The organism is Novosphingobium sp. ERN07 (assembly GCF_012641335.1).
Classification (GTDB): domain Bacteria; phylum Pseudomonadota; class Alphaproteobacteria; order Sphingomonadales; family Sphingomonadaceae; genus Novosphingobium.
Map to the genome: position 1 here is coordinate 70,506 of NZ_JABAID010000007.1, position 22,149 is coordinate 92,654.

Below are 22,149 nucleotides of genomic sequence, written 5' to 3' on the forward strand. Positions count from 1 at the left end.
CACAGCGTTTTGTGGACAGTTTGCTGGCGGCGTCAGGCCTTCAACGCGGCCGCCGTGCGCTCTTCGATGCGCTTTTCCAGGATCGACAGCGGCATTGCGCCTTCAAGCAGGACTTCATGGAACTGCTTGATATCGAACTTGTCACCCAAGGCCTTCTGCGCTTTTTCACGCGCGCGCAGCCAGGCAATGTGGCCGATCTTGTAGCTGCAGGCTTGCCCGATGCTGGTGCAGTACCGCTCCACTTCGCGCAAGGTACGCGGGCGGGTGAAGCCGGTGGTGGCGACCATGTAATCCGTCGCCTTTTCGCGGCTCCAACGCTTGGTGTGCAGGCCGGTGTCCACCACGAGACGCGTGGCGCGGAACAGGAAGGACTGGAGGTAGCCCGCCTTTTCGATGCCGTCATACGCGCCGAGTTCGTCAGCCACCTGTTCCGAATAGAGCGCCCAGCCTTCGGAATAGGCCGAGAAGCCACCGGTCTTGCGGATCAGCGGGATACTGTCAGACTTCTGCGCAAGGCTGATCTGCAAGTGATGGCCGGGCGTGCCTTCGTGGTAGGTGAGCGAGGGCAGCGTGTACTTCGGCCAGTCGGACACCTCTTTCAGGTTGATCCAATAGATCGCGGGGCGCGTGCCATCGAGCGAGGCGGAGTAGTAATAGCCGTTGGCGGCCCCATCCTGAATTTCCACCGGCACGGCACGAATGTCGAGCGGCTGATCGGGCAGCGTGGCGAAGGCGCGGGGCAGCAGCGCGTTCATCTTGGCCACGCCCGCATTAAGGCTGGCGATCAGCGCGGCCTTGCCTTCGGGCGTGGCGGCATAGAGCTGTTCGGGCAGCGTGTTGAGCGCGGCAAGGCGTTCGCCCACGGTTCCGGTGGCGTAGCCTGCGGCCTTGAGCACGGTATCGAGTTGTGCGGTGAGTTCAGCCACCTGATCGAGGCCGATCTGATGAACTTCTTCCGGCGTATAGTCGGTAGTGGTCGCCTGCTTCAGCGCGGCGGCATAAATTTCATCGCCGCGCGGGATGCGCCATGCGCCGTCGCCCGCAGTGCTGGTGGGCTTCAACTGTTCGAGCAGCGCGATCTGGCGGTCGATCGCCGGATAGATCGCATCGCGCACGATGGCTTCGGCACGAGGCTGCCACTGGCCGGCGATCCCCTTTTTCGCGGTGCGGCGGACCAGCGACTGGACCATCGACGACTGAGCCGGTTCAGGCGCGCGCAGCTTGCGCAACTGCATCAACGCAAGGTCGAGCGACCATGCAGGGGCTAGCAGCCCACGCGCGGCCTGTTCACGCTGTTCGGTAATGTCGTTGTCGATTTGTGTGCGCAGCGCGGCAAGGCGGGCAAGATAGGCTTCCCCATCAGCCGAAGTTTCCATCGGGTGCGTCGAATCGAGGAAATCGGGGACGCTGAACGCAGCACAGGAACGCTGCGTGATGCGATAGGGCGATTGAGGGCTGTCCACGCCCAAACGCGGGCCATCAAGGCGGCGCTCAAGCTGGTAGCGCACGACATCGAGGTTCACCTTCATCGCGGGTGAAAGCGCCTTGTCATTGATCTTCGCAAGATCAGCCAGCGCCTTGCGCGTCTGCGCGATAGACTTGGCACGGCCAGCCGCGCTGTTATCGCCCAGCTTCGACCGCAGGCCCGCCATCGCGCCCTTATCCAGCCCCAGCGAGGTTGCATAAGTTGGCGCAAGCATCATCTGATCGTTGAAAATGCGCGTAAACAGCGCATCGAGCCGGCCGTCCTCACCCTTGGCGGCTGCAAAGGCCAAGCCGGGATGCGCCGCCAACGCGGTGGCGGCGCTGGCGGAGGCAACGAACGAACGGCGACTGAAGCGGACGGTCATGAACGAAATCTCCGGGAATCACAAAGTGGCGGAGCGGTGCCACAGCCGGAGACGGGTTCAAAGCCCTTTTTGTTGCAAAAGATACCTTCACTCAGGCCATGCGATAGTGATCGGCCACGCGATCAAGCGCGATTCGCAGCACCAGTTTGCCGCTGCGCGCGGGCCAATCGAGCGCCTTCTCTGCTGCAGGCAGCCCCTCGCCCGCGCAGACCACGCGCCACAGGATATCGGACAAGCCCTTGCCCGCGTCGGCAATGGCGGCATCGAAACGCTGCCGCGCGGCGATCTGGCGTTCGCTGGCGTTTAACCCGCGATCCGATGTGCCGCGAACGCGCACCACATCCCAACGCATCGTGACAGATGGCGAAAGCTGCGCACGTTCGAAATCGGCGCGCAACCGTTCTCCGGCATCGAACTGGCGGTCGGTCAGGTGGCCGCGTGCGTAAAGCCATGTCAGTGGCGATTCGGCCAGATTTACGGTCACAGAACGGCCGCGTGCAGAGCATTCCGCGCTGCGGCGGGGGCCTTCGACAGTCAGTTCGCGGGTTGCAAGCATCCGGGCCATCAGCATTTCCTTATGGAACATGAGTAGAACACGCAAAGGACTTGCCTCGCCTCGCACTTTGTAGGAAAGCAAAAAACACCGCTGCGGTTAAACAGGCCGGATCATGATCAACCGAATTCGCGATATCCGCCGCCAAAAGGGCCTGACGCTGGCCGATGTTGCCGCCCGCTGCGATCCACCGACGACCGCGCAGACCATAGGGCGGCTGGAAACCGGAATGCGCAGCCTTTCGCTGACGTGGATGAACCGCATCGGCGCGGCGCTGGGCGTCGACCCGCAATTGCTGGTGAAAGCCGAAGAAGACAGCCCCGCTCGGCTGGTGGCACGGCTCGGCACGCAAGGGGCCGAAACGCTGGCCAAGCCGATGGACGCGATCCTGCCCGTAGCGCTGGATGGTTCGGCCCGACTGATGGCAATGGCGGTGGACGACAGCGCGGGCGAATACAGGGCGGGCGATCAGGTGTGGCTGCGCCAGATCGAGCCGGAAGACTTCGCGCGCGCCTTCAACCGCGATGTGCTGGCCCCGCGCCCCGGCGGCCGCTTTGCCTTTGGCCGGTTGATCGACCAGCGCGACGGGCGCGTGGCGCTGCTGCCCCCCGGCCCCGGACAGCGGCAGGTGGTGATCGACCGTCCAGCCTGGCTGGGTCTTGCCGAAATGCTCGTGCGCAAGCTCTGACCTTGAAGCGCCTGCTCTCGATATCGACGCTCTACCCCGCGCCGGGTCGCACCGGCTTTGGACGTTTTGTTTCGCGCCAGATGGAAGCGCTGGCAGCGCGTGGCGATTGGGATGTGACGGTGGTCAACCCCATCGGCAAGCCGCCACTGCCGATGCAGCGCTATGCCGCGCTGGACCAGATCCCCGAAGTGGAGCAGCAGGGCGCAGTTACCGTACATCACCCACGCTTTCTGCTGGTGCCAGGGCTTTCCGGGCCGATCAACCCCACGCTGATCGCGCACGCAGTGCTGCCACTGGCGCGCAGGCTTCATGCCGAACTGCCGTTCGATATGGTGGATGCGCAGTTCTTCTATCCCGATGGGCCAGCCGCCGCAAAAGTGGCGCGCGCGCTGAACCTGCCGCTGGCCATCAAGGCGCGCGGATCGGACATTCACCTGTGGGGCGAAAAGGCTCTGGCACGACGGCAAATGCTGGCGGCGGCAGATCAGGCATCGGCACTGCTATCGGTCTCACGCGCTCTGGCGCGGGATATGGTGGCGATGGGAATGCCGGAGGAGCGCATCGCAGTTCACTATACGGGCCTTGATCGCGCACGCTTCCAACCGCTTGAGCGAGAGGCCGCGCGGCAACTGATCTCAGCCTTGCCTTCGATGCAAGTCTGGTCGGAAGGACGATTGCTACTGTGCGTCGGCGCGCTGCTGGCAATCAAGGGGCAGGCGCTGGCGATCCGCGCCCTGCAGATGCTGCCCGATGACGTGCGGCTGGCAATTGCCGGAACGGGCGCGGACGAACCGGCGCTGCGCCGTCTGGTGGGCGAGTTGGGTCTTGAAGCACGCGTACAATTCCTCGGCTCGGTTGAACATGACATGCTTCCCCACCTGCTTTGCGCCGCAGATGCGATGGTCCTGCCTTCTGAGCGCGAAGGGCTAGCGAATGCGTGGATCGAAGCCTTGGCCTGCGGCACGCCTGTCGTGATCCCCGACGTAGGTGGCGCGCGCGAGGTCGTGCAGGATACCAGTGCTGGCCGCATCGTGGCGCGAACGCCAGATGCCATCGCGCAAGGCGTGGCAGAACTGCTCGCCAATCCGCCCAGCCAGCAGCGGGTTGCCGCCAATGCCGAACGATTCAGTTGGGAAGCCAATGCGGCAGCACTGGCGGACATCTATACGAAAGCGGCGGCGAAGCGCTGAGCTTCGCCGCCGCAATTCTTGTGCTGGGCCGGAACGTTATGCGCCTTCGCGCGCCATGCGTTCCTGCTTTTCCAGCGCGGATTCGGTCGGGACGAAGCTGTTTGGGTTGACCTTCAGCCAGATCAGGATCGGCGCCGCCATATAGATCGAGCTATAAGTGCCGACGAAAATGCCAAGCGTGATGGCGGCCGTGAAACCGAAGATCACGTCAGGGCCCAGCAGCAGCAGCGCAACCAGCGTGATCAGCATCGACAGTGACGTAACGAGGGTGCGGGCCAGAGTCTCGTTGACCGAAAGGTCGAGGAGTTCCGGCATCGGCATCTTGCGGAACTTCTTCATGTTCTCGCGGATGCGGTCGTAAACCACGATGGTGTCGTTCAAGGAATAGCCGATCAGCGTCAACAGCGCGGCAACGATGTTGAGATCGAATTCCATGCCTGACAGCGCGAAAAGCCCCAACGTCAACGACACGTCATGGACCAGCGCGAAGAGCGCGCCCACGCCAAACTGCCATTCGAACCGCAGCCAGATATAGGCCGCCACCGCCAGCGAAGCGAGGCCGAGCGCCTTGAACGCATCCCAGCCGAGTTCCTTGGAAACCTTGCCAGATACCGAGTCCACGCCATCGATGCGCGCGTCGGCATGGTTCTTCTTGATGTCGGCCGTGATCGTGCGGGCCATCTTGTCCGACAGCGCGGCGTCGCTTTCAGCGCCTTCGGGCAGCTTCATGCGGATCGAGATTTCGTTCGGCTTGCCGAAGCGCTGGATCACCGGCTCGCCATAGCCGAGCTTGCCGACCTGTTCGCGCAGTTCGACCACGGGCGCTTCGGCACTGCGTTCAAACGTGACGCGAATCATCTGGCCACCGATGAAATCGACGCCGAGGTTGAGGCCCTTGGTCAGGACCAGCCCCCACGACGCCGCAATCAGGACCATGCTGACGATGTAGAACGGCAGACGCCACTTCAGGAAGTGGATGTTGGTGTTATCGGGAACGAGCTTGAGGAGTTTCATGGGTTCAGCCTCCTCTTACAGGGCGATTTCGGTGGGACGAGCGCGGCGCAGCCACTGCGCCACCCACATGCGGGTAAGCGTGACGGCGGTGAACACCGATGTGGCGATGCCGATCATGAGCACGACCGCGAAGCCCTTCACCGGACCGGAGCCAAAGGCGAACATCAGCACAGCCGCGATCACGTTGGTGATGTTGGCATCGAAGATCGCGCGGCTGGCTTCTTTATAGCCAAGTTCTACCGCTTGCACGACCTTGCGCCCACGATGCCGCTCTTCACGGATGCGTTCGTTGATCAGCACGTTGGCATCGACTGCGGCGCCGATGGTTAGAACGAATCCGGCGATGCCCGGCAGAGTCAGCGTGGTGCCGATGATGCCCATGATGCCGAGGATCATCAGCACGTTGATTGCGACCGCAAGGTTCGCATAGACGCCAAAGCGGCCATAGGTGACGAGGATGAACACCGCGAGAGCCGCAGTGCCGACGCCCATTGCGATCATGCCCTTGCGGATCGAATCCGCGCCAAGATCAGGCCCGACGGTCCGCTCTTCCACAACCTTCAAATCCACCGGCAGCGCGCCAGACCGCAGCGAAATGGCCAGCGCATTGGCGCTTTCAGTGGTAAAGCTGCCCGAAATCACCGCGCTGCCGCCGAGGATCGGTTCGTTGATAGTCGGCGCGGACAGCACCTTGCCGTCGAGGATGATCGCAAACTGCTTTCCGGTATTCTGCGTGGTGAGCTTGGCAAACTTGGCACCGCCTTCGGTGTTGAAAGTGATGTTGACGACCGGCTCGTTGGTTTGCTGGTTGTTCGTCTGTTGCGCGTTGGTCAATTGATCGCCGCGGATGCCGCCAAGCCGCTTGACCGCGATGGTCGGCACGCCGCCACCCGCAGCGGGGCTGGCGAACGGCACGATTTCGCTGCCCGGAGGCGCGATGCCCTGCGCGACGTCGGACGGCAGCGCAGTGGTATCGACCAGCTTGAATTCGAGTTTTGCGGTCTGGCCAAGCAGGTTCTTGAGCGCCTGCGGATCCTGCAGACCCGGCACCTGCACGACGATGCGCGACGGGCCGGAACGGATGATCGTCGGCTCCTTGGTGCCCAGCGCGTCGATACGTTTGCGCACCACTTCGACCGCCGTGTCCATCGCCTGCGTGACGGCCTGATTGATGCCCGCCTCGGTGGGCTTCAGCACGAACCGGTTGCCATCGACAACGTTGATGTCCCAATCGCGCTGGCCGGTCAGCCCTGCCCCGTTGGTCAGGGGCAGGATCGCTTCGCGCGTGGCGTCAACCTGCGTAGCATTGGCGACGATGAACGTCAGCGCGCCGTCGCGGTTGGAAATATCGCTGATGCGGATCTTGTTGCCGTCCTGCTTCAGCTTGTTGCGGACCGATTCCTCCATGCCTTCAATGCGCTGCTGGCGCACCTGCGAGGGATCGGCTTCGAGCAGGATGTGGCTGCCACCAGCAAGGTCAAGCCCAAGGTTGATCTTGGGTTCGGGCAATCCCGAAGGCCAGCCAAGGCCCATAGTGGAAGTGAGCGAGGGGATCGCGGCCACGACGCAAATCAGCGTAATGAACCAGAGCCAGATCACCTTCCAGCGCGGAAAATCGAGCATGGGCGGGCAGCCTTCAGGTAAAAGAGATCAGTCGTTGGCAGGCGCGGAACCGCCAGGCGGCACGATATCGCCAATCGTCGCGCGCACGGCCTTGACCTTCACATTAGGGCCGAGTTCCAGTTCGACGTAGTGATCGTCGAGCTTGATAACCTTGCCGATCAACCCGCCAGCGGTGACGACCATATCGCCCTTCTTCATCGCGGCGATCTTGGCCTTGTGTTCCTTCTGCTGGCGCATTTGTGGGCGCAGAATCAGAAACCAGAAGATGAAGCCCATCGCGACCAGCGGCAGGAAGCTCATCCATGCGGGGGGCTGGCCAGCATTTGCGGCGGCGGCGGAAAGAGTGCTCAGCATCATGGGTCCGTTTCTGGGATCGCGACTATGGTATTGCAACCGCGGCAAAGGCGATTTTTCGCATTTTCCAAGCCTTGGTCGATTTGAACGGGGCGGTTAGCAGGTTGGCCCGAGCAAGGCAATCAAAGCGCGCCAGCGGCATCCGCCGCGATATGTGCTCCCTTTGGCAAACGGGCGCTTGCCTTCCTGAAAAGTGGTGCCTATAGGCGCGCTTCCGGTCGGGACGTAGCGCAGCCTGGTAGCGCATCACACTGGGGGTGTGGGGGTCGGAGGTTCGAATCCTCTCGTCCCGACCAATTTCAAAAGGCCAAACACTTTAACAAAGCCAGCCGCTTTGGCGTTTCGGGCCTTTTTGCTGGAAAATGTTTTCCTACACGAACCGATATGGTTATCTAATTGCGCGTCTTTCAATGGATAGGACGCACATCATGGGCATTCTCGAAGCACTGATCTCTCCCATCTCGTCGATCATCGACAAGGTGATCCCCGACAAGGAAGCGCGCGACAGGGCCAAGCTTGAACTGATCAAGCTGGAAGGCACGCAGGAACTGGAACAGATCCGCACACGCATGTCGGCCATCGTGGCCGAGGCCAATTCTTCGGATCCCTGGACCAGCCGCGCGCGGCCTGGCTTTTTATATGTCATGTACATCATGATCCTGTGGGCGCTGCCGATGGGGCTGATTGCCGCATTCCGCCCGGATGCAGCCAAGGGCATCGCGCAGGGCATCAACGCTTATCTGGGCGGCCTGCCCGAACCACTCTATGCACTCTTCGGGACGGGCTATCTGGGATACACGGCAGCGCGGCAATGGGGCAAAGCGAAGGGCACAGACCGGTGAACGCCAGTCAGGTTGGTTAGTTTCTGGTAACCTCCTTTTGCTACAGCATGGCAATGATCACACGTTCTGCCTGCACGGAATCGCATTCGGCCAGCCATCGGCCCGAAGAATCACGTGGGATGCGCGTTGCCGTCTCCCCCGTGATTCTGGCGCTTTCACTGGCGCTGACACTTGGTGCCTGCGGAAGCAGCCACTCAGATCCGGCGGTTGATGCACGAATTGCCGAACTCGAAAAGAAGGTGGATGCCGCAGACAAGCGCTCACGCCAAGCGATCAACATGGCGGCGCAACCCAATTCGGCACCGATGCCGGACGCAGGCGGCGAGCCAAGCTTTGACAATGGCGAAGCCGAATTCGACAATGCCCCGGAAAGCGATGTCGGCGTCAATCAGGATGGCGTTCCGCCACCGCCGATGATCGCACCGGAAGGCTGATCGCGCGCACAAGCGGGCTTGCACCGCAAGTATCCGCGTCTATCACGGTCCGCAATTACCGATCGGGGAAATGCGATGACCGAGCCTGCGAGTTCCGCTGCTACCATCTATGTATTGAACGGCCCCAATCTCAACTTGCTGGGCCTGCGCGAACCCGAAATCTATGGCTCGCAAACGCTCGACGATATTGCCGACATGCTGGATGACCGGGGCCGTGAACTGGGCTTCGAAATCGACATGCGCCAGTCAAACCACGAAGGCCATCTTATAGACTGGCTGCACGAGGCACAGGCAGAAGGCGTGAAGGCGGTGTTGCTGAACGCCGGTGCATTCACGCATACATCGGTTGCGCTGCACGATGCGATCAAGTCGATCAAGGTGCCCGTGATCGAAGTTCACCTTTCCAATCCGCACAAGCGCGAGGATTTCCGGCACAAGTCCTACGTCGGCATGGCCGCGCTTGGCACAGTCTGCGGGTTCGGTGCAAACAGCTATCTGGTCGCTTTGGACGCAGTTTCGCGGCTCTGAAACCAGCGTTTTCCACCTTCCAGCCCCGCGCCCTCTTGCCAGCCCGCCGCCTTGCGGGCATGGCGCGAGGCCTGAATTCATACCCCGCGAGGAAATACCAATGGGTCACGAACGCGGCGACAAGCCCGACAACATGGCGATTGACAGCAAGCTGGTGCGCGAACTGGCTGAGCTTCTTGCCGAAACCGGCCTGTCCGAAATCGAAGTGGAAGACGGCGAACGCAAAATCCGTGTTGCTCGTCAATTGATGGCAGCGCCTGTTGCGCAAGTGGCCGTGGCCGCACCTGCTCCGGCAGCGGCAGCCCCCGCAGCGGCTCCGGCTCCGGCTCCGGCCGCTGCGCCTGCAGAGGATCATTCCAGTGCCGTGAAATCCCCGATGGTGGGCACGTGCTATCTTGCCGCCGAACCCGGCGCGCCGAACTTCGTTTCGGTTGGCCAGACGGTAAAGCCAGGCGAAACGCTGCTGATCATCGAGGCGATGAAGGTGATGAACCCCATCACCGCGCCCGCCGCCGGTGTGGTCAAGGCGATCCTCGTGGAAAACGCGCAGCCGGTCGAATTCGACCAGCCGCTGGTCGTGATCGCGTAAGGGGCCGCAGATGGCCATCAAGCGCCTGCTGATCGCCAATCGCGGCGAAATTGCGCTGCGCATCCATCGCGCGGCGCACGAAATGGGGATCGAAACGGTCGCGGTGCATTCCACCGCCGATGCCGATGCCATGCACGTACGGCTGGCCGATCATGCCGTGTGCATCGGACCGCCCGCTGCGAAGGACAGCTACCTCAACGTCGCGGCGATTATCTCCGCAGCGGAAATAACCCAAGCTGACGCGATCCACCCCGGCTATGGGTTCCTTTCGGAAAACGCCAAGTTTGCCGAGATCGTCGAAGCGCACAACATCACATGGATCGGCCCCAAGCCTGAACATATCCGCACGATGGGTGACAAGATCGAGGCCAAGCGCACCGCTGGCGCTCTCGGCTTGCCGCTGGTCCCCGGATCGGATGGTGCGGTTTCCGACCTTGCTGAAGCCAGAGCGATTGCCGAGGCGGCAGGCTACCCGGTGATTATCAAGGCTGCATCGGGCGGCGGCGGTCGGGGGATGAAGGTCTGCAACGGACCGGACGAGCTGGAAACGTTGATCCAGCAGGCTGGAAGCGAGGCCAAGGCCGCGTTTGGCGATGCTACCGTCTATATCGAGAAATACCTCGGCAATCCCCGTCACATCGAATTCCAGATCTTCGGTGACGGCAACGGCAACGCGATCCATCTGGGTGAGCGCGACTGCTCGCTGCAGCGCCGCCACCAGAAAGTGCTGGAAGAAGCGCCATCGCCGGTCATTTCGGCAGAAGAGCGCAACCGCATGGGCGGCATCGTTGCCAAGGCGATGGCCGACATGGGCTATCGCGGCGCAGGCACCATCGAGTTCCTGTGGGAAAATGGCGAATTCTACTTCATCGAGATGAACACCCGCCTGCAGGTGGAGCATCCCGTGACCGAAGCGATCACCGGCGTTGATCTGGTGCGCGAACAGATCCGCATTGCCGATGGCAAGCCGCTGTCGGTCAAGCAGGAAGAGATCGAGTTCCACGGCCATGCCATCGAATGCCGCATCAATGCGGAAGACCCGTTCACTTTCGCGCCCTCACCCGGTCTGGTGAAAAGCTACCACGCTGCGGGCGGGATGCACGTGCGCGTCGATTCGGGTCTTTATGCCGGGTACAAGATCCCGCCATACTATGACTCGATGATCGCCAAGCTGATCGTCTATGGCCGCACGCGCGAGGGCTGCATCATGCGGTTGAAGCGCGCGCTTTCGGAAATGGTGATCGAAGGCCCCAAAACCTCGATCCCGCTGCACCAGCGCCTGCTGAACGAGCCGGACTTCCTCAGCGGTGATTACACGATCAAGTGGCTTGAGGACTGGCTGGCGAAAGACGCCTGATTTTCCAGCGCCCCAGATTGAAAAAGCCCCCGAAATTCGGGGGCTTTTTTATGTGCAGGTCAGGCTTCGCCACCGCCTTCACCAACAGGCAGCCGCGCCCGGATCGCACGCCACGCCGGTTCCGGCCTGTCGTTCTTCACCAGAATTGCCTCAACCTCGTCGAACTCTTCCAGTTCGAGTGCTTCGGTAACGCTCAAAGGGAAATAGACATTCTCGTCATTGTCCATCCGCACGGCATAGGCACCGCGCCCTTCTTCACTGCGTGTAACGATGCACATGGCTTTCACTGCCATAGATAATACCTTCGGTTTGATAGATCATAGAAAACCCGCGCGAAGCGGGCAGCGCCACCAAAAGACGGGTAGCCGCGCATAGTCAAGCGCGCAGCTATTTGCTCCGCGGCTTCCAGGTGATCACGCGCCATACATAGGCCACGGCCACGATGGCTAGCGTCCCGGTCGCCAAAGGGCCGGTGTACTTTTCGATCTCGCCAAAATTGCGGCCTAGATAATATCCCGCGCCGCCAAGGATCACATTCCACACCGCCGCACCGGCAAAGGTGAACACCAGAAACTTCCCATGCCCCATGCGCGTAAGCCCCGCCGGGAGCGAGATCATCGTGCGCATGAACGGGGCAAAGCGCACCGCAAAGACGACCCATTGCCCGTGGCGACGGAAGAACCCGACAATGGCCTCTACGTCCTCCCATTCAACGGTGAGCCAGCGCCCGAACCGGTCCACGAAAGGCCGCAGCCGCTCATACCCCAGCGTCCGCCCCAGCAGATACCAGCAATAGTTGCCCAGCGTGGAGCCGACCGTGCCTGCCAGCATCAGTGGCCAGAATTCCATCCGCCCGCGCGCCACCGCAATGCCGCCAAGGCCCATGATGACCTCTGACGGGATCGGGGGAAACACGTTTTCGATGACCATGAGGAACGCGATGCCCCAATAGCCGCCGCCTTCGATCAGGTGGATTATCCAGTCGTTCATGTGTGGGGTAACGCCTGCGCTGGTGTTCTTGATCCTCCCTGTTTTCACGAAGTGCAAACGGGGAGGTGGCAGCGCGAAGCGCTGACGGAGGGGGTTATCCCCTCCACCACCCGCTGCGCGGGCGCTCCCCCTCCCCGATTGTCCTTCGGAAAATCAGGGAGGATAGTTTCTAGAACCGCCCTTCGATCGCGTCCCAGATCATCCCCGCCGTATCCGTGCCGTTGAACTTGTCGATCGCCACGATCCCGGTGGGAGATGTCACGTTGATCTCGGTCAGCCACTGCCCGCCAATCACGTCGATCCCGACGAAGATCAGCCCCAGCCGCTTCAGCTCTGGCCCCAGCGCGGCGCAGATTTCCTGCTCCTGCGGCGTCAGTTCCGTCTTCTCGGCATAACCGCCGACGGCAAGGTTGGAGCGGAATTCGCCCTCGCCCGGCTTGCGGTTGATCGCGCCTGCCACTTCGCCATCGACCAGCACGATGCGCTTGTCGCCCTTGGCCACTTCGGGCAGGAACGCCTGCACCATGTGTGGTTCGGGCCAGGTCTGATTGAACACCTCGAACAGCGCGCCAAGGTTCTCGCCTTCCTCGGAAACGCGGAAGATCGCCTTGCCGCCATTGCCGTGGATGGGCTTCACCACCACCGCGCCGTGCTTTTTCTGGAAGCTGCGCACTTCATCGACTGATCGCGTCACGATGGTCGGCGGCATGAAGCGCCGGTAATCCAGCACCATCACCTTTTCCGGCGCATTGCGCACGCTGCGCGGGTTGTTGACCACCAGCGTCTCGCTCTCGATGCGTTCGAGCAGGTGCGTGGCGGTGATATAGCCCATGTCGAACGGCGGATCCTGCCGCATCAGCACCACGTCGATATCTCGGCCCAGATCGATCCTGCGCTTTTCGCCCGCCTGATAGTGATCGCCAGCCACGCGCTGCACCGTAACCGGTGTGGCATGGGCAATCAGCCGGTCATCCTCGTCCAGCGTCAGCGAGCCGACATCGTAATGGTAAACTTCATGGCCCCGCGCTTGCGCCGAAAGCATCAGCGCAAAGCTGGAATCTCCAGCAATATTAATCGAGTGGAGCGGGTCCATCTGGACCGCGACGCGAAGAGTCATGCTTGCACTGATCCTCAGGAGTTTCTCTCACCCGCGCCTTAAAGCCGATTTATCGCCTGTGCGACCATTTTCCGCCTGCGCCAAGACGGCGCCACCCATTTGACTGGAGCCTTTGATGCGCAAACTGATCACCGTCGCCGCCGCTGGTATCGCTGTTCTCGGCTGGTCCGCCCAGGGCATCGCCAATCCCGATCCGCACCCGACCTCGGCCCCGCACGACGAACACAAGGGAGAACACAAGGACGATCACCACGATGGTGAACACAAGGACGGCGAACACAAGGAAGAGCACAAGCCCGCTCACTGAGCCTGCTGACGAAGTTTTCGGCCTTCAAGCGCCGGGTTGCCAAGCATTGGCAATCCGGCGCGGCCATGTTCGGGGAGCGACAAGGATCACATCGATCCGCACATCATCGCCCACCTTAGCATAACGCGGTGCCAGCATCTCGGCCGCCCGCGCCACCCGCCGCAACCGGTGTGCATCGATAGCGTCACCCAGCAGCCCTGCATCGCGCCGCCATTTGACCTCGACGAAGGCCACCGTCCGCCCCTTGCGTGCGACTATATCGACCTCACCGACCTTCACTTTCACCCGCCGCGCCAGAATGCGCCAGCCGCGCAGACGAAGCCACCACAGCGCCAGCACCTCCCCGCGCCGCCCCCGCCGTTCGGCTTCAGCTCTGCTCAAGCCTTCAGTTCCCCGGCCTTAAGCTCCATCGCCCGCGCATAAAGCGCCTTGCGATCCAGCCCATGCGCCTTGGCCACTTTGCCCGCAGCCTGCGATGGCGACATTTCCACCAGAGCCGCACGCAGTTCGGCATCCACGGCATCCTCGTCAGGAGCCTCCGCCTCGCCCGGCGGCGCGATCAGCAGCACGATCTCGCCCTTCGCAGGATGCGCGGTGTAATGCGCGGCAAGTTCCTCTGCCGTGCCGCCGCGACATTCCTCGTGCAGCTTCGTCAATTCCCGCGCCACCGCCACCTCGCGTGCCGGCAGGCGCAGTGCAATTGCCTCAAGCGAAGCGACAAGGCGTGGTCCCGTTTCATAGAACACCAGCGTTGCCGGCACGCCCGAAAGTTCTGTCAGAACATCGCCCCGCGCCTTGTCCTTGTTCGGCAGAAAACCTGCGAACATGAACCGGTCGGTCGGCAGCCCAGCCATCGAAAGCGCCGTCACCACCGCGCTGGCCCCCGGAATCGACGTTACCGCAATCCCCCGCGCCCGTGCCTCGCGCACCAGCCGATAGCCGGGGTCGGAAATCAGCGGGGTGCCCGCATCGGATACCAGCGCCACCGGAGATTGGACCATTTCGGCCAGCAACGCTTCACGCGCGGCATCGCTGGCGTGATCGTCATAGCGCCGCATTGGCTTGTGCAGGCCAAGCAGATTCAACAGCTTGCCCGTCACCCGCGTATCTTCGCAGGCAACCACGGCACAGCGCCCAAGCGTTTCCACCGCGCGACGGGTTACGTCACCAAGATTGCCAATCGGGGTGGCAACAATATAGAGACCGGGTGCGAGGGGTTGCGTTTCCATGCCTGTTCCAATGGACCGACCTGCTATCAGCGACAAGAGGGTGCGCGGGGAATGATCGATACGAACATGGACGAAGCACGGCTTTCCGGTTTTCGCCATTCCCGCCGGGCTGTGGTCATCGCCACGCTTTCGCTTTTGGCAGGCTGCGCAGTGATCCCCAAAGGATCAGTGCCCGTCACCGAACCGACCGAAAAGGCCCCGGATGCTGATGTTTTGCCGACCGATGCCGGGCGGCACCGGGTGGCGCTGCTCGTTCCGATGACCGGCACAAACGCTGCAGTGGGCCAGTCCATCGCTAATGCCGCCACGATGGCACTGCTAGACACAAATGCCGCGAACTTGCGCATCACCACTTATGATACCGCCACCGGTGCAGGTGCCGCCGCTGCCCGCGCAATCAACGATGGCAATAAGCTGGTGCTTGGCCCGTTGCTGTCCGATGACGTCGCGCTCGTCGCGAATGTCGCCCGCGCAGCCAAAGTGCCGATGATCTCCTATTCGAACGACAGCGCCGTTGCCGCGCGCGATGTCTTCGTGATGGGTCAGGCCCCCGGCCAGTCGATCGCGCGCGTGCTGGGCTTTGCAAAATCACGCGGTATCAAATCCGTCGCGGCAATCATCCCCACCGGTGACTACGGCCAGCGTGCCACCGCAGGACTAACCGATGCCGCCCGCGCAAGCGGAATCGCCGTGACCTCGGTCGAAACTTATGACCGTGGCAACACCTCGGTCGCCAGCGCAGTGCGCCGAGCAAAGGACAAGGGCCGATTCGATGCCTTGCTGATCGCAGATGGCAGCCGCATCGCTCTGCAGGCAGGGCCGCTCGCTGGAAAGGGCGTGAAGCTGCTCGGCACCGAATTGTGGAGCGGGGACGCCACCATCGCCAAGGCTCCTGCCATGCGCGGCGCATGGTTCGCCACCGTTTCCGATCAGCGCTTCGGTCAGTTTGAAAAGAGCTACACTGGCCGCTTTGGCGCCACCCCCTCGCGGCTGGCAACGCTAGGGTACGACAGCGTTCTGCTCACGCTCAACGTCGCGCGCGGCTGGAAGCCGGGCAGCACCTTCCCCACCGCCAAGCTCTATGACCCGCAAGGTTTCATCGGCCTCGATGGCGTGTTCCGCTTCACCGCGAGCGGCATGGCGGAACGCGCGATGGAAGTGCGCGAAGTGGGCGCGGGCACCTTTGCTACCGTTTCGCCAGCACCAGCCAAGTTCTGAAAGCCCGAAAGCCGGGGATTTCGCCGGATTAAGGCGCCATCCCCGCTTGCGCGCAGAATCGCGAGCGTTCTATACCCGTTCGCATGTCCGATGATCTTTTCGACAAGCTCCCCGCCACCAGCGCCGCCGAAAGCTATGATGGTTCCGCGATCGAGGTTCTCGAAGGCCTCGAACCGGTCCGCCGTCGCCCCGGCATGTATATCGGCGGCACGGACGAACGCGCGCTCCATCACCTCGCCGCCGAAGTGCTCGACAATGCGATGGACGAAGCGGTCGCCGGCCACGCCAACCGCATCGAAGTCACGCTCGAAGAAGGTAACAGGCTGACCATCTCGGACAACGGGCGCGGCATCCCGGTTGACGAGCACCCCAAATATCCGGGCAAATCCGCGCTGGAGGTGATCCTCACCACGCTCCATTCGGGCGGCAAGTTTTCCGGCAAGGCCTATGCCACGTCGGGCGGCCTGCACGGCGTCGGCGTCTCGGTCGTCAACGCGCTGTCCACCCTCACCCGCATCGAAGTCGCCCGCAACAAAGAGCTTTACGCGCAGGAATTTTCGCGCGGGAACCCCACGACAAAGCTGATGAAGATCGGCAATGCCCCCAACCGGCGCGGCACGCAGGTCACGTTCGTCCCCGATCTCGAAATCTTTGGTGAAGACGCAAAGTTCAAACCGGCGCGCCTGTTCCGGCTGGTCCGATCAAAAGCCTATCTCTTCGCCGGGGTAGAAATCCGCTGGAAATGCGCATCCTCTCTGGCCAGCGACGAAGTGCCAGCCGAAGCCGTGTTCCAGTTCCCCGGCGGCCTTGCCGATCATCTGGCAGAGCAGGTTTCAGGGCGCGAATGCGTTACCTCTGTGCCGTTCGCGGGCCGTCAGGACTTTCCGCTGGGGCCGAATGGCGAAGAAAATGGCCGCGTCGAATGGGCCATCGCGTGGCCGCTGTGGTCTGACGGTTCCTATAGCTGGTACTGCAACACCATCCCCACGCCCGATGGCGGCACCCACGAACAGGGCCTGCGCGCCGCGCTGACCAAGGGCATCCGCGCCTTTGCCGATCTGATCGGCCAGAAAAAGGCAAAGGACATCGCGCCCGAAGACATTATCACCGGCAGCGAAATCATGCTCTCGGTCTTCATCCGCGATCCCCAGTTCCAGAGCCAGACCAAGGACCGCCTGACCAGCCCCGAGGCCGCGCGCATGGTCGAAGCCGCCGTACGCGACCATTTCGATCACTTCCTCACCGACAACATGGAGCGCGGCAAGGCCCTGCTCGGCGCGGTGATGGAGCGGATGGACGACCGTCTGCGCCGCAAAGCGGAACGCGAAGTAAAGCGCAAGACCGCCACCAACGCCCGCAAGCTGCGCCTCCCCGGCAAGCTCACCGATTGTTCGGGCGAAGGGGATGGCGAAACCGAACTGTTCATCGTCGAAGGCGACAGCGCAGGCGGCAGCGCCAAGCAGGCGCGTGATCGCAAGACGCAGGCGATCCTGCCGATCCGTGGCAAGATCCTCAACGTCGCCAGCGCCACGGCTGACAAGATTCGCGCCAATCAGGAAATCGCAGACCTCGGTCTGGCGCTGGGCTGCGGGATGCGCAAGGACTGTAATCCCGATGCGCTGCGCTATGACCGCGTAATCATCATGACCGACGCCGATGTTGACGGCGCGCACATCGCCACGCTGCTGATGACCTTCTTCTTCCAGGAAATGCCCGAACTGGTAAGGCGCGGCCACCTCTACCTCGCCCAGCCCCCACTCTACCGCCTGACCAGCGGCAGCACCTCTGCCTACGCAAAGGACGACGCCCACCGCGCAGAGCTGGAAGCCACCAAGTTCAAGGGCAAGAAGGTGGAAGTCGGCCGCTTCAAGGGCCTCGGTGAAATGAACCCTGGCCAGTTGCGCGAAACCACAATGGCCCCCGCCACCCGCAGCCTCATCCGCATCACCCTGCCCCCCGAATACGAAGGCCGCGCTGCAGTGAAGGATCTGGTCGACCGCCTGATGGGCCGCGATCCTGCGCAAAGGTTCATGTTCATCCAGAACCGGGCCAGCGAGATCGATCCTGAGTTGATTGATGCTTAGCTGTCTTCAGCCCCACTCTTCTTGGGCCTAAAATCGAACCGTATCCGCACCCATTCCCCCACCTGCGGCTTCCCGTTCACGCGCGGAGGTCGCACCAGAAACTGCCACGATGCCTGCCGGATCGCACGTGCGAGGCCTGATCCCGGCGGGCTTTCGCCCAGTTCCTGACAGTCCTCGACGTGGTATTTCTCCACCGTCTTGCACGCGATCATCGCCCAATCGCCCTGCATCCGGCGCTGCGGCAAATAAGGTCCGATTTCAGCATCGGTCGGTTCGCGATACCATTGCGCGGCATAGAGCCTCACGCCGCCCGGCCCTTGCCCCAGGCTGGCCGAATCACCCGGACTACCGCCGCCGGATGGCGCACCGCCGCCCGACTCCTGCCGCTTCATTTTGCTGATGTCGCCCGCGCGATAATCATTGCGCGATAGCTCGATAAAGCCCTCTGGCCACTGCACTTTGCCCGGAATCGGCACGGCTGGCGGCGCTGCGGCAGGCTGAACTGGCCTCGCCTCGGCACTTTGCGCCTGCTTGGCCTGCTTCTGCTCCGGCTGCTTTTCCGCCGCCTTTGCTTCTTCCTGCCCGTCGTCGGACAGGTCAATCGCCGTCAGCCGGGAACTCTCGCCCCCGCCGAAACCTGTCACCGCGCCCATCTTCCACATGATCAGGAACACAAGCGCGCTGGCCACAAACGCAAAGATGAGCGACCCCGCCCGCTCGCGCGGCGACGCCTGATAGCCCTGCCTCAAAGGATCGATGCGCCACGGTAGCATTGCCAAGCCGCCTACACGCCGCCAAGGCTCCCGGCAATTCCGCACCACAGGAGAAGCACAGCCAGCGACACTTTGATAGCAAACGTTCCTGACGGTTCAGTCAGCAACCTCGTCAATAAATGACATTTGCGTCAACAACCGCCTCCATTCCTGACGCACCCGTCACCAAACTACTCTATTGCAAGGCGCAAACCCTCGCCCTATCGCTTAACCAAACGATTAAGACACAGGAACCGCCGATGCGCTTTGAAGGCACCAGCAACTACGTCGCTACCGAAGATCTGAAGGTCGCGGTCAACGCCGCCGTCCTGCTCCGCCGCCCGCTGCTGGTCAAGGGTGAACCCGGCACCGGCAAGACCGTGCTGGCGCATGAAATCGCCAAAGCGGTGAACGCGCCGCTGATCGAATGGAACGTGAAATCCACGACGAAGGCACAGCAGGGCCTTTATGAATACGACGCGGTTGCCCGCCTGCGCGATGGCCAGTTGGGGGATGAGCGCGTTCACGACATCCGCAACTACATCAAGAAAGGCAAGCTCTGGGAAGCCTTCACCAGCCCGCAACTGCCCGTCCTGCTGATCGATGAGATCGACAAGGCCGATATCGAGTTCCCCAACGACCTCCTGCAGGAACTCGACCGCATGAGCTTCGACGTTTATGAAACGCAGGAGCGGATTGAGGCCAAGGAACGCCCCATCGTCGTCATCACTTCGAACAACGAGAAGGAACTACCTGACGCTTTCCTGCGCCGTTGCTTCTTCCACTACATCAAATTCCCCGATCGCGAGACGATGCAGGCCATCATCGACGTCCACTTTCCCGGTATCCAGAAGACGCTTGTCAGCAAGGCAATGGAAGTGTTCTACGAAATCCGCGAAGTCCCCGGCCTCAAGAAGAAGCCCAGCACTTCAGAACTGCTCGACTGGCTGAAACTGCTGCTGAACGAGGACATGCCGCTCGACGTCCTCCAGAACCGCGATCCGACCAAGGCGATCCCCCCGCTCCACGGTGCCTTGCTCAAGAACGAGCAGGACATCATGCTCTTCGAACGGCTTGCCTTCATGGCGCGTCGTCCGGGGCACTGACGAAAGCTGCCCCCTCCTCTTCAGAGGAGGGGCCGGGGGTGGCGCCGTGTCACTTGCGCGGCCCCAGCTTCTCCAGTTCCACCTGTTCGAACATCGCCTTCACCGCTGGCCGCGCGTTGATCTGTTCGATCCATCGCACCAGATGCGGCGTGGCTTCCTTGTTCACCAGTTCCGCAAAGCCGAACTGCATCCCGTTGGCGATGGCAAAGTTGCAGATGTCGGCCAGAGTATATTGCCCTGGCACCAGCCATTCATGGTCGGCCAGATGGTCGTCCAGCTTGCGCACAGAATAGGCGATCTTGCGCATTTCCTCATTGAGTATGTCCTGCGGAAAGCCCTCGCGCGCACGCCGCCACTTCACCTGCTGCTCCACAACGGGAATGGCCTTCACCTTCTCCTCAAACTCGGCGTCGCTGTAGCCTGCGACCATCTTGCCGATATAGCGGTGCCAGCCGATGGTGGAAACGCACCAGCAGAAGTATTCGTCCACCCACTTGGTCCACACGCGCATCTGCGCGCGACCATAGCTATCAGCCGGGCGCAGCACCACTTCGGTCGGGTACTCATCCTCAAGGTATTCGCAGATCACCGTGGATTCGGTTATGACCTTGCCATCATCCACCAGCGCCGGAACTTGCCCGCGCGGATTGATCGCCTTGAACCAGTCGGTGTGATGCTCGAACTTCGACGGATCGAGCCGGTTCTTTTCAACATCCAGCCCCTTTTCAAACACCGTCAGCAGCGGCTTCATCGAATTGGCGGCGGGACCAAAGGTGTAGAGTTTGAGCATGGCAGTGTTATCCTCTCCGTGTAGATGCACCATGCCAATTGTAAGCAACACTAACAATACCCAATCGCACGCCGCCTCAAAGGAGACTGTTCAAAAATGGCCTATACCGGGAAATACGCTTGCGGAGCGCCAACGCTCGAAATCACCGGAGAACCAATCGCCACGCGGCAGTGCTGGTGCCGCCAGTGCCAGCAGATTGCAGCGGGTGGCCCCACCAACAACGCCATTTTCAAAGGCGATGATGTCACCATCACTGGTCCCCTCGCCCATAAGGCATGGACCGCTGCCAGCGGCAACACCCTCACCTTCCACTTCTGCCCAGCGTGCGGCACACAAGTCTACGCGCAAAGCTCAGCGCGAATGCACCTCAAGACCGTGCGCTTTGGCGTGATCGACGAGCCGCACGGACTCGCGCCGCAGGCGGTAATCTGGACGGACGACGCCCCCGCATGGGCTGTGATCGACCCCACGTTAGAATCGTGGCCACAGCGACCGCCAGCAGCCCCGCCTGCTAGCTGACCCAACTAACTGACATTAAAGCAATCCTGTCCAGCGCGCCGCAACGATGCGCAATAGGCATGCGCACCCGGCGCGCTGGCGCGTAGGCGCCAGTAGCGTCGCGTTCCGACCACAGCCGGAACCACCACTTTGCGGAAGCCGGCCAGTTCTGGATGCTGTGCAACCATGTTTTGCCAATGCGCCTCTGCCTCAGCCGGGCTGAGCGCGGCGACGAGCTGGATTGTCTGCCCTTGCCCTGCGAACTGCGGCAACGAAGGGAGGTCTGGCTGCGCAGTCGCCGATTGCGCGCCCACGGGCGGCATGGCTTCCCTCGGCTGAGCACCCGGCACCGCTACAACTGCAGTCTGCGCTGGTTGGGGCGTCCCGGCTTGCGCCGCTTGCGTGTTCAGCGCCAGCGTCATCGCATCAACCTCTGACCGGGCGGTCTCGTTCGTAACCACAACGGTAGTCGAAGCTGCGCGCGTCACGCCGTAAAGCGATTTTGCGAAAGAATAAGGCACGCGAATGCATCCGTGCGAAGCCGGATAGCCCGGCAAGCGCCCGGCATGGATTGCAATCCCGCCCCATGTCAGCCGCTGCATATAGGGCATGGGCGCGTTGCTGTAGAGGTTTGAGCGGTGATAGACTTTTTTCTGCAGAATCGGGAAAACGCCCGCAGGCGTAGAATGGCCGCGCTTGCCGGTGGACACTGGCGATGACGCCCACAGTTCGCCGTCCTTGAAAACATGCATCTGCTGCGATGCCTTGCTCACCACGATCAGCACACCCGATTGCAGCACCTGATCGACTGGCGGTGGCCCGGCGGGCTTGGGTGGCAGTGGTGCGAGTGCCGGTTGCGGGGCCTGCTGCACGGAAGCTACCGTCTGTGCCTCGGCCCGCTCGGCATTGCCGAAAGGCAGGCCGCCAGTCAGGCCAAGCGCCGCCAGCAACAGCAGAACCGCAATCGCTCCGAACGCGCCTGCAACGCGAGTCATGGTAAACGCCCCTTAACCATGACTGCCATGCTTAGCTTGCG

Annotated in this window: 25 protein-coding genes and 1 tRNA gene; 13 read left to right on the top strand and 13 right to left on the bottom strand. The window is 62.0% G+C overall.

The window, feature by feature from the left end:
- Positions 1-32: 32 nt before the first annotated feature.
- Both HGI47_RS11420 and HGI47_RS11425 read right to left on the bottom strand, forming a co-directional pair.
- Complete coding sequence (locus HGI47_RS11420) at positions 33-1,850, bottom strand: DUF885 family protein (RefSeq protein WP_168852901.1); 1,818 nt, start codon at positions 1,848-1,850, stop codon at positions 33-35.
- A 91-nt stretch (positions 1,851-1,941) separates the two neighbouring features.
- The gene (locus HGI47_RS11425; RefSeq protein ID WP_168852902.1) at positions 1,942-2,415 is read right to left on the bottom strand and encodes a DUF6456 domain-containing protein; all 474 of its coding nucleotides are present in this window, start codon (positions 2,413-2,415) and stop codon (positions 1,942-1,944) included.
- Positions 2,416-2,518: 103 nt separating this feature from the next.
- Between HGI47_RS11425 and HGI47_RS11430 the strand changes: the two genes are divergently transcribed.
- Together HGI47_RS11430 and HGI47_RS11435 are read left to right on the top strand one after the other, a co-directional pair.
- Positions 2,519-3,091: a helix-turn-helix domain-containing protein gene (locus HGI47_RS11430; protein WP_168852903.1), complete on the top strand. Its 573-nt coding sequence runs from the start codon at positions 2,519-2,521 to the stop codon at positions 3,089-3,091.
- A gap of 2 nt (positions 3,092-3,093) precedes the next feature.
- Positions 3,094-4,281: a glycosyltransferase gene (locus tag HGI47_RS11435; RefSeq protein WP_168852904.1), complete on the top strand. Its 1,188-nt coding sequence runs from the start codon at positions 3,094-3,096 to the stop codon at positions 4,279-4,281.
- Between the two features lie 36 nt (positions 4,282-4,317).
- Here HGI47_RS11435 and secF read toward each other — a convergent pair whose 3' ends face one another.
- From secF to yajC, 3 genes are read right to left on the bottom strand one after another with little or no spacing between them, the layout of a single operon-like run.
- Positions 4,318-5,295, bottom strand: coding sequence for a protein translocase subunit SecF (gene secF / locus HGI47_RS11440; RefSeq protein WP_168852905.1), 978 nt, complete (start codon positions 5,293-5,295; stop codon positions 4,318-4,320).
- 15 nt (positions 5,296-5,310) lie between these two features.
- Positions 5,311-6,918 (bottom strand): protein translocase subunit SecD, encoded by a 1,608-nt coding sequence (gene secD, locus HGI47_RS11445; RefSeq protein WP_168852906.1) that lies wholly within the window; start codon positions 6,916-6,918, stop codon positions 5,311-5,313.
- A 27-nt stretch (positions 6,919-6,945) separates the two neighbouring features.
- The gene (gene yajC / locus HGI47_RS11450) at positions 6,946-7,275 is read right to left on the bottom strand and encodes a preprotein translocase subunit YajC (RefSeq protein WP_168852907.1); all 330 of its coding nucleotides are present in this window, start codon (positions 7,273-7,275) and stop codon (positions 6,946-6,948) included.
- A 216-nt stretch (positions 7,276-7,491) separates the two neighbouring features.
- On the opposite strand from yajC, the gene HGI47_RS11455 reads away from it, so the two are divergent.
- The 6 genes from HGI47_RS11455 (at position 7,492) to accC (ending at position 11,022) form a co-directional block, all read left to right on the top strand.
- Positions 7,492-7,568 (top strand) — tRNA-Pro (locus HGI47_RS11455).
- Between the two features lie 132 nt (positions 7,569-7,700).
- On the top strand, positions 7,701-8,114 hold the full coding sequence (locus HGI47_RS11460) for a holin family protein (protein ID WP_168853020.1): 414 nt from the start codon (positions 7,701-7,703) through the stop codon (positions 8,112-8,114).
- Positions 8,115-8,167: 53 nt separating this feature from the next.
- A complete protein-coding gene (locus HGI47_RS11465) occupies positions 8,168-8,548 on the top strand; it encodes a hypothetical protein (RefSeq protein ID WP_168852908.1) in 381 nt (126 codons plus the stop codon).
- A 75-nt stretch (positions 8,549-8,623) separates the two neighbouring features.
- Entirely contained in the window at positions 8,624-9,076 is a 453-nt protein-coding gene (aroQ, locus tag HGI47_RS11470; protein ID WP_168852909.1) for a type II 3-dehydroquinate dehydratase, read from the top strand.
- Between the two features lie 100 nt (positions 9,077-9,176).
- Positions 9,177-9,665, top strand: a complete 489-nt coding sequence (accB, locus tag HGI47_RS11475; RefSeq protein ID WP_240950140.1) for an acetyl-CoA carboxylase biotin carboxyl carrier protein — start codon at positions 9,177-9,179, stop codon at positions 9,663-9,665.
- A 10-nt stretch (positions 9,666-9,675) separates the two neighbouring features.
- Positions 9,676-11,022: an acetyl-CoA carboxylase biotin carboxylase subunit gene (gene accC / locus HGI47_RS11480; RefSeq protein WP_168852910.1), complete on the top strand. Its 1,347-nt coding sequence runs from the start codon at positions 9,676-9,678 to the stop codon at positions 11,020-11,022.
- A 59-nt stretch (positions 11,023-11,081) separates the two neighbouring features.
- Here the strand turns inward: accC and HGI47_RS11485 are convergent, their stop codons facing one another.
- From HGI47_RS11485 to gshB, 3 genes are all read right to left on the bottom strand, one after another.
- Positions 11,082-11,315 carry a hypothetical protein gene (locus HGI47_RS11485; RefSeq protein WP_168852911.1) on the bottom strand — a complete coding sequence of 78 codons (234 nt, stop codon included), beginning with the start codon at positions 11,313-11,315 and terminating at the stop codon, positions 11,082-11,084.
- 94 nt (positions 11,316-11,409) lie between these two features.
- A complete protein-coding gene (locus tag HGI47_RS11490) occupies positions 11,410-12,012 on the bottom strand; it encodes a DedA family protein (RefSeq protein ID WP_168852912.1) in 603 nt (200 codons plus the stop codon).
- 169 nt (positions 12,013-12,181) lie between these two features.
- Positions 12,182-13,129, bottom strand: coding sequence for a glutathione synthase (gene gshB / locus HGI47_RS11495; protein ID WP_168852913.1), 948 nt, complete (start codon positions 13,127-13,129; stop codon positions 12,182-12,184).
- A 115-nt stretch (positions 13,130-13,244) separates the two neighbouring features.
- Between gshB and HGI47_RS11500 the strand changes: the two genes are divergently transcribed.
- Complete coding sequence (locus HGI47_RS11500) at positions 13,245-13,436, top strand: hypothetical protein (protein WP_168852914.1); 192 nt, start codon at positions 13,245-13,247, stop codon at positions 13,434-13,436.
- A gap of 24 nt (positions 13,437-13,460) precedes the next feature.
- Here the strand turns inward: HGI47_RS11500 and HGI47_RS11505 are convergent, their stop codons facing one another.
- Entirely contained in the window at positions 13,461-13,817 is a 357-nt protein-coding gene (locus HGI47_RS11505; RefSeq protein ID WP_168852915.1) for a YraN family protein, read from the bottom strand.
- A complete protein-coding gene (gene rsmI / locus HGI47_RS11510; RefSeq protein WP_168852916.1) occupies positions 13,814-14,665 on the bottom strand; it encodes a 16S rRNA (cytidine(1402)-2'-O)-methyltransferase in 852 nt (283 codons plus the stop codon). Before rsmI ends, HGI47_RS11505 begins: the two co-directional genes overlap by 4 nt.
- Positions 14,666-14,716: 51 nt before the next feature.
- Here rsmI and HGI47_RS11515 point away from each other — a divergent pair, with 51 nt between their 5' ends.
- Together HGI47_RS11515 and parE are read left to right on the top strand one after the other, a co-directional pair.
- Positions 14,717-15,883, top strand: a complete 1,167-nt coding sequence (locus tag HGI47_RS11515) for a penicillin-binding protein activator (RefSeq protein WP_240950141.1) — start codon at positions 14,717-14,719, stop codon at positions 15,881-15,883.
- An 83-nt stretch (positions 15,884-15,966) separates the two neighbouring features.
- On the top strand, positions 15,967-17,967 hold the full coding sequence (gene parE, locus HGI47_RS11520) for a DNA topoisomerase IV subunit B (RefSeq protein ID WP_168852917.1): 2,001 nt from the start codon (positions 15,967-15,969) through the stop codon (positions 17,965-17,967).
- Here the strand turns inward: parE and HGI47_RS11525 are convergent.
- Complete coding sequence (locus tag HGI47_RS11525) at positions 17,964-18,740, bottom strand: hypothetical protein (RefSeq protein WP_168852918.1); 777 nt, start codon at positions 18,738-18,740, stop codon at positions 17,964-17,966. The genes parE and HGI47_RS11525 overlap by 4 nt on opposite strands.
- A gap of 239 nt (positions 18,741-18,979) precedes the next feature.
- Here HGI47_RS11525 and HGI47_RS11530 point away from each other — a divergent pair, with 239 nt between their 5' ends.
- Complete coding sequence (locus HGI47_RS11530; RefSeq protein ID WP_168852919.1) at positions 18,980-19,825, top strand: MoxR family ATPase; 846 nt, start codon at positions 18,980-18,982, stop codon at positions 19,823-19,825.
- 49 nt (positions 19,826-19,874) lie between these two features.
- Here HGI47_RS11530 and HGI47_RS11535 read toward each other — a convergent pair whose 3' ends face one another.
- On the bottom strand, positions 19,875-20,615 hold the full coding sequence (locus tag HGI47_RS11535) for a glutathione S-transferase family protein (protein ID WP_168852920.1): 741 nt from the start codon (positions 20,613-20,615) through the stop codon (positions 19,875-19,877).
- A 96-nt stretch (positions 20,616-20,711) separates the two neighbouring features.
- Here HGI47_RS11535 and HGI47_RS11540 point away from each other — a divergent pair, with 96 nt between their 5' ends.
- Positions 20,712-21,134, top strand: a complete 423-nt coding sequence (locus HGI47_RS11540) for a GFA family protein (protein ID WP_168852921.1) — start codon at positions 20,712-20,714, stop codon at positions 21,132-21,134.
- Positions 21,135-21,139: 5 nt separating this feature from the next.
- Here HGI47_RS11540 and HGI47_RS11545 read toward each other — a convergent pair whose 3' ends face one another.
- Positions 21,140-22,108 carry a L,D-transpeptidase family protein gene (locus HGI47_RS11545; protein ID WP_168852922.1) on the bottom strand — a complete coding sequence of 323 codons (969 nt, stop codon included), beginning with the start codon at positions 22,106-22,108 and terminating at the stop codon, positions 21,140-21,142.
- Positions 22,109-22,149: the final 41 nt, after the last annotated feature.